General features: G+C 63.5%; 7 protein-coding genes. 5 read left to right on the forward strand and 2 right to left on the reverse strand.

Annotated elements, in window-relative coordinates:
* The first annotated feature begins 215 nt into the window (after positions 1-215).
* Positions 216-425 (forward strand): hypothetical protein, encoded by a 210-nt coding sequence (locus AC0L2J_RS02435; protein ID WP_007609438.1) that lies wholly within the window; start codon positions 216-218, stop codon positions 423-425.
* 33 nt (positions 426-458) lie between these two features.
* Here the strand turns inward: AC0L2J_RS02435 and AC0L2J_RS02440 are convergent, their stop codons facing one another.
* Complete coding sequence (locus tag AC0L2J_RS02440; protein WP_007609437.1) at positions 459-1,007, reverse strand: CreA family protein; 549 nt, start codon at positions 1,005-1,007, stop codon at positions 459-461.
* A gap of 208 nt (positions 1,008-1,215) precedes the next feature.
* Between AC0L2J_RS02440 and AC0L2J_RS02445 the strand changes: the two genes are divergently transcribed.
* The 4 genes from AC0L2J_RS02445 (at position 1,216) to AC0L2J_RS02460 (ending at position 5,281) form a co-directional block, all read left to right on the forward strand.
* Positions 1,216-2,859, forward strand: coding sequence for a L,D-transpeptidase family protein (locus tag AC0L2J_RS02445; RefSeq protein ID WP_473386976.1), 1,644 nt, complete (start codon positions 1,216-1,218; stop codon positions 2,857-2,859).
* A gap of 92 nt (positions 2,860-2,951) precedes the next feature.
* Complete coding sequence (locus AC0L2J_RS02450; RefSeq protein ID WP_063992666.1) at positions 2,952-3,521, forward strand: glutathione peroxidase; 570 nt, start codon at positions 2,952-2,954, stop codon at positions 3,519-3,521.
* Positions 3,522-3,686: 165 nt separating this feature from the next.
* Positions 3,687-4,712 (forward strand): polysaccharide deacetylase family protein, encoded by a 1,026-nt coding sequence (locus AC0L2J_RS02455; RefSeq protein WP_007609428.1) that lies wholly within the window; start codon positions 3,687-3,689, stop codon positions 4,710-4,712.
* A gap of 8 nt (positions 4,713-4,720) precedes the next feature.
* Entirely contained in the window at positions 4,721-5,281 is a 561-nt protein-coding gene (locus tag AC0L2J_RS02460; RefSeq protein ID WP_473386980.1) for a dihydrofolate reductase, read from the forward strand.
* A 4-nt stretch (positions 5,282-5,285) separates the two neighbouring features.
* On the opposite strand, the gene AC0L2J_RS02465 is transcribed toward AC0L2J_RS02460, so the two are convergent.
* Positions 5,286-5,738: a DoxX family protein gene (locus AC0L2J_RS02465; RefSeq protein WP_063992667.1), complete on the reverse strand. Its 453-nt coding sequence runs from the start codon at positions 5,736-5,738 to the stop codon at positions 5,286-5,288.
* Positions 5,739-6,000 lie beyond the last annotated feature (262 nt).

A 6,000-nucleotide genomic window follows, 5' to 3' on the forward strand; every position in this document is an offset into this window, starting at 1 on the left:
GGCAGGCTCCGGACGAGCTCGGATGCGCGCCGGAACGCTGGCGTCGCCATGATCCCGCCTCACACCCTTCACATGCGTTTTACGTTTTTCTGCTGAAGAGAAGCCGAACGAAGGCTGGGCCCTGTCGAACCGGGGGCGCTTCGACTGCGACCCAAGCTATCGAGACCGAGGACGCCCGGGGATCGCCGAGCGCGTTCATGTGAGGAACGGCCACCATGACGGCGCAAGTTCGCGCAACGACGCGCGATGCGGACCGACGAACGGACCGCCGGGAGCAACAGCCTGTTCGCAGCAGCGCCAATTCGCCTGGCGAAATGGCGCTGCAATCGAGCCGTGGGTTTGAGGCCACGCCGCAGTCATTCGTGCGGCTGACCGGCTCGCATCTTGCAAAACCGCGCGCCAACCGCGCTGACATCACCGAGTGAACGCAAGCGCGTCACTGAGTGAACGCAAGAGCGTCACTGGGTGAAGAACTCTCCGCACTTCTGGACGTTCGCGTCCGCCGGTCCCCACGGCATGACCGGCACGGTCGAGGTCGAGTTCTTCGGCGAACCCTCGATCAGCCTGTCCGAATAGACCATGTAGACCAGCACGTTGCGCTTGGCGTCACAGCCGCGCACGATCTGCATCTTCTTGAAGAACAGCGAGCGGCGCTGGCGGAACATGTCGTCGCCCTGCTCCATCTTGTTCTTGAATTTGATCGGGCCGACCTGACGGCAGGCGAGCGAAATGTCCGAGACCTCCTCGGCAAGGCCCAGCCAGCCCTTGAAGCCGCCCTTCTCCGGCACCGTGAAATGACAGGCCACGCCCTCGACTTCAGGATCGTCGAGGCCGTAGGTCGCAAGCTTGTCGTTTGGGCTCATCCATTTGAACACGGTCGAGCGGCGGAAGATCAGATCCGGCTCGTCCGCGGCGAAGGCGGACGCTGCCGGCACGGTCAGCGCCAGGAGGAATAAAGCGAGGCCTTTCAAGCGGATGCTGGAAAGACTGGGGAAACGAGATGACATGAAGTTCTCCGGTAACAAGTCCAGGCAATGTAGGCATCGGGCGACCGATCAGGAAGACGACCGGCGAGCCGACACGGCCGCCGTTTACCGCTCCGTGAGGCTTTTTTGCTACGGTTTGGACAAAAGTAGCTGATCGCAGAACCGCCGTGCTGGTGAACGCGTATCCCCTCTGAGAGACTAACATTTGATTTGGATTATGGATTCGATGATGAACAGCGTGAACGGGTCTGGTTTTTCTGCCAAGCCGGCGCGATTTTGGCAGGTCGCCATTTTGGCGGCGGCGGGTGCGATCGGTACGGCGAGCCAGGCGGACGCAGCATTTTATTACTGGACGGATTATTCCGACGGGTCCTACGGGCGCCAGGAGCGTCACCCCGACGTCCCGCGCCAGAAGCCGCAGAAGCGCGCCACGGCCGGTAAGAAAGACCTTGTCGCCGAAAAAGAAGCCGGCACGAAACCGCAAGGTCCTCTCGTCATCGTCGTCTCGATCGACCGGCAGAAGGTCACGGTCTACGACACCAACGGCGTGTTCGCGGAATCCCCGGTGTCGACGGGCATGAAGGGCCATTCGACGCCGATGGGTGTGTTCAGCGTCATCCAGAAGCACAAATTCCACCACTCCAACATCTATAGCGGCGCGCCGATGCCGTACATGCAGCGGATCACGTGGTCGGGCGTCGCCATGCATGCGGGCGTGCTGCCGGGCTATCCGGCCTCGCACGGCTGCATCCGCATGCCGATGGCGTTCGCGGTGAAGATGTGGAACTGGACCAGGATGGGCGCGCGCGTGATCGTTTCGCCCGGTCAGATGTCGCCGCAGAACTTCTCGCATCCGCTGCTTGCCTCGGTGCGCGTTCCGCCGCAACCCGCGGCCAGCCTCGAGCCGCAGACCAATGCCGGCGACAAGGCTGACAAGGGCACGGCCAATACCGCGGCCACCGAAGCAAAGCCGGTTGAAACGAAAACCGCCAGCGCCGACGGCGTGCTCGAGCTGCGCTCGTCGGTCGGCCACACCGTGATGTCGGACGTGACCACCGGATATGCCCCCGCCCGTGAGGACGCCGCGGCATTGGCTGACCAGACCGAGACAACGGCAAAGCCGGAGACCAAGACCGCCGAGGCGACGGACGCGGCCAAGCCCCAGGCCGGAGACGCCGCCCAGCCTGCGGACACTGAAGCGAAGCCTGTCGAGGCCGCGGAGACGCCGAAGTCGGAAACTGCCAAGCCTGAAACGGCCAAGTCTGAAACGGCCAAGTCCGAAACCGCGAAGTCCGAACCCGCGAAGATGTCCGATGCGCCGATCATGGCACCAGCGCAGGCGGCCACGCCCGACGTGAAGAAGGACGAGACCCGCGTTGCCGATCCGGCACCCGTGGCAAAACCTGAAGCGCCCAAGCGGGCGGGCCAGATCGCGGTCTTCATCAGCCGCAAGGATTCCAAGCTCTACGTGCGGCAGAACTTTGCGCCGCTGTTCGAGGTGCCTGTCACGATCGCCGCGAGCGATCGGCCGCTCGGTACGCATGTCTTCACCGCCGAGATCGACAAGGCCGATTCCAATGCGCTGCATTGGTCTGTTGTGTCATTGCCAGTATCCGTCCGCTCTGCCGCGCGCGAAGATAACGGCCGCATGACAAGCCGCCGGCGTGGCGCGGCCGTGATTCCCGTCGCTGCCAAGCCTGTGGTCACGCCGGACAGCCCGGCCGAGGCCCTCGACCGCGTCTCGATCGCGGCCGACACGATCGCGAAGATCAACGAAATGCTGACATCAGGCGGCTCGATCATCGTCTCTGACCAGGGCATCAACCAGGGCGAGACTGGCGAAGGCACCGATTTCATCGTCCGCCTGTACTAACGCGCTTCATCGCGGCAGATAACGCGGTGTTGACGAGGCCGCTCGCACCGGCGGAGTAAGATGCCTCCCAGATCATTTCGGGGGACGCCGTCATGATGAACCGCAGAACCATGCTCATCGCCGCCTTTGCAGGCACGCTGGCGCCGGCGACGCGTGCACGGGCGGATGGCGGCATGAGCCGAATCTCTGCCTTTGCCTTCTCTTTCCCGGCCTTGTCAGGCGACGACATCCGCCTTGCGGCCTTCACCGGCAAACCGCTGCTGGTGGTCAACACCGCTTCGCTGTGCGGTTACACGCCGCAATATGCCGGCCTGCAAGACATCTGGAGCGAGTTTCGCGAACGCGGCCTCACTGTCATTGGCGTGCCCTCCAACGACTTCGGCGGACAGGAGCCCGGAGGCACCAGCGAGATCTCGGAAACCGCCCACCACCAATACGGCGTTACCTTCCCGATCGCGGCCAAGGCCGTCGTGGTCGGTGCGAAGGCGCATCCGTTCTACAAATGGGCGGCAGAGGCGCGTCCGCGAGAAGTTCCGCGCTGGAACTTCCACAAATATCTGATCGGCCGCGACGGCTATATCGCCGATGTCTTTGCCTCCACGGTCGAGCCTGCCGATACGCGGATCAAGACGGCGATCGCCAAGGCGCTGGCCGACACTTGACACCACGCGTTCCCAACCCGGTTGGGCACAATTGGGCTGGCGCGCCAAACAGCCGTTGCAATGGCGAGGGCCCACCATCTAGGCTAGGATCATTAGGGGCAGGATGGTTTTGCCGGAGGCGAAAAGCCGCGGCGGAACAACGGGATCAATCTCGAGGACAACACCATGCGTGTGGCGGCAGGACTGATTTTAGCAAGCGCGATGTCTCTGGCGATGACGGGCGCGGCATGGTCGCAGACCCCGGCTGCAAAGCCCGCTGTTGCGACGCAGGCCGCACCGACGGCAACACCGGCTGCGGCTGCGCCCGCTGCGGCTCCGGCACCCGCTCCTGCAGCAGCCGCCGCGCCGGCGGGCTTCGTCAATCCTCCCCCGCCTAAACAGGCGCCGCAGCCCGCCCGCGCGGCCTGCAATACCCCCGGCGCACTCGGCGTCGCCCGCACGGTCGAGATCGACACCACGGGTGGTCCCGGCTTCGGCTTCGAGCATTTCAAGGAGCTCGACTTCCTGCGCGACAAGGAGGTGGTGCTGACTTTCGACGACGGCCCCTGGCCCAAGAACACGCCCGCGGTGCTGAAGGCGCTCGCCGACGAGTGCACCACCGGCATCTTCTTCTCCATCGGCAAGCACGCGACCTACGAGCCGGAGATCCTCAAGCAGGTCTACGCGGCCGGCCATACCGTGGGCACCCACACCTGGTCGCACGCCAACCTCAACAACAAGAAGCTCACGGAAGCGCAGCGCAAGGAGGAGATCGAGAAGGGCCTCTCCGCGGTGAAATGGGCGCTCGGCGGCATTTCGCCCTCGCCTTTCTTCCGCTTCCCGGCGCTCCAGCATCCGCCGGAGATGGTCACCTATCTCGGCAACCGCAACACGGCGATCTTCTCCTGCGACATCGACTCCTTCGACTTCAAGGCTTCGAAGCCCGAGAAGGTGATCGAGACCGTCATGAAGAAGCTCGAGAGCAAGGGCAAGGGCATCATCCTGATGCACGACTTCCAGAAGCACACTGCGGAAGCCCTGCCCGAATTGCTCAAGCGCCTGAAGGCCGGCGGTTACAAGGTGGTGGCGATGCGCGCCAAGTTCCCGGCCTCGACGCTGCCGGAATACGACCAGGAGCTGCTCAAGGACGTCAAGCTGCCGACGGTGAGCAACCGGCCGGTCAACAGCGTCGTGACGACGGTTTCCGAATAGCCGCGCCATTGTCCTTTCGGATCGAAGGCTACGTCATCGTTTCTGCCGACGGCATGCTCGCCGACGCCGATCATGTCATGCCTGACAGCCTAAAGTTCGAAGGCGACAAGCTGTTTTTCGAGCAGGCGCTCGATCGCGCCGCGCTGATCGTGCACGGCCGTCACTCGCACGAGCAGCAGCCGAATTCACCCAAGCGCAAGCGCCTGGTCCTGACCCGCAAGATCAAGGCGCTGACCGTCGATCCCGAAATGCCGAACGCGACCTTGTGGAATCCGGCTCACGCCAGCTTCGAAGACGCCTGCGCGTTCGCCGATGTCGCCTCCGGCACCGTCGCAATCATCGGCGGGCCCGTCGTGTTCGACATGTTCATGCACCGCTACGACACGTTCTGGCTGTCGGAAGCCCCGCACCTGCGGCTGCCCGGCGGCGAAGGCTGTTTTGTCGAAGTACCGGAACGCACGCCTCAGGAGGTGCTGGCCTCGCACGGGATGAAGCCCGGCGCGCCGTATCTGCTCGACGCCGCGCATGACGTGACGGTGACGCCGTGGCGCAGGACGCAGGTCGCTTAAACCCTTACACGTCCCCGTAGGCCGCCTCGGCCGGACGCGTGGCGCGGCCGTAGCCCATGATCATGAACAGCGCGCCGATGATCGATAGGTTCTTGAGCGCGTCGACCAGCATCTTGCCGTTGTCGGGCGGCACCTGATTCCAGAAGTCGTAGAACAGGAAGGTCGCGACCGCGAGATAGATGATCATCAGCATCGCGAAGAAGCGCGCGCCGAAATTCAGAGCGATCATCACCCCCGCGATGATCTCGAGCCCGCCGACCACGATCGCCAGCAGCTGCGGCGTGGTCATGGCCGTCGCCGTCTCGATCTGCTTGGCGTAAGGCGCGATCATATCGGGCACCACGACCTTGGCGGCGATGAAATCAACGGTCGCCTGCATGGCAAACAGTCTTGCCGCACCCGTGTAGATGAACAGCACGGCGAACAGGATCCGCCCGAAAGTCACGAACGCTGGCATGATCGGCCTCTTTGCTCAGGCATTTTGAAACCGGATTTTTGACGAAAGCACTCAGGGATTATGGAGAGTCATTCGCCGGTTTACAAACGGGGAAATCGCGAAGTGAAAGTAATTCAAAACTAGCACCAGGAGCCTCTTCCCCTCTCCCCTTGCGGGAGAGGGTGGCTCGCCGCGCAGCGGCGAGACGGGGGGGGGGGTTTGTTTGGGGCGGGCCAAAAACAGAAATATTTCCGGCGGGGGAACACCCCCCACACCCCCCGCG

The sequence above is a fragment of the Bradyrhizobium sp. MV1.5 genome (assembly GCF_055807615.1).

What these genes read in the sequence shown, in the direction of transcription:
- AC0L2J_RS02435 (WP_007609438.1), top strand. Translation starts at nt 216, where the DNA reads ATGACGGCGCAAGTTCGCGCAACGACGCGCGATGCGGACCGACGAACG.
- AC0L2J_RS02440 (WP_007609437.1), bottom strand. Translation starts at nt 1,007, where the DNA reads ATGTCATCTCGTTTCCCCAGTCTTTCCAGCATCCGCTTGAAAGGCCTC.
- AC0L2J_RS02445 (WP_473386976.1), top strand. Translation starts at nt 1,216, where the DNA reads ATGAACAGCGTGAACGGGTCTGGTTTTTCTGCCAAGCCGGCGCGATTT.
- AC0L2J_RS02450 (WP_063992666.1), top strand. Translation starts at nt 2,952, where the DNA reads ATGATGAACCGCAGAACCATGCTCATCGCCGCCTTTGCAGGCACGCTG.
- AC0L2J_RS02455 (WP_007609428.1), top strand. Translation starts at nt 3,687, where the DNA reads ATGCGTGTGGCGGCAGGACTGATTTTAGCAAGCGCGATGTCTCTGGCG.
- AC0L2J_RS02465 (WP_063992667.1), bottom strand. Translation starts at nt 5,738, where the DNA reads ATGCCAGCGTTCGTGACTTTCGGGCGGATCCTGTTCGCCGTGCTGTTC.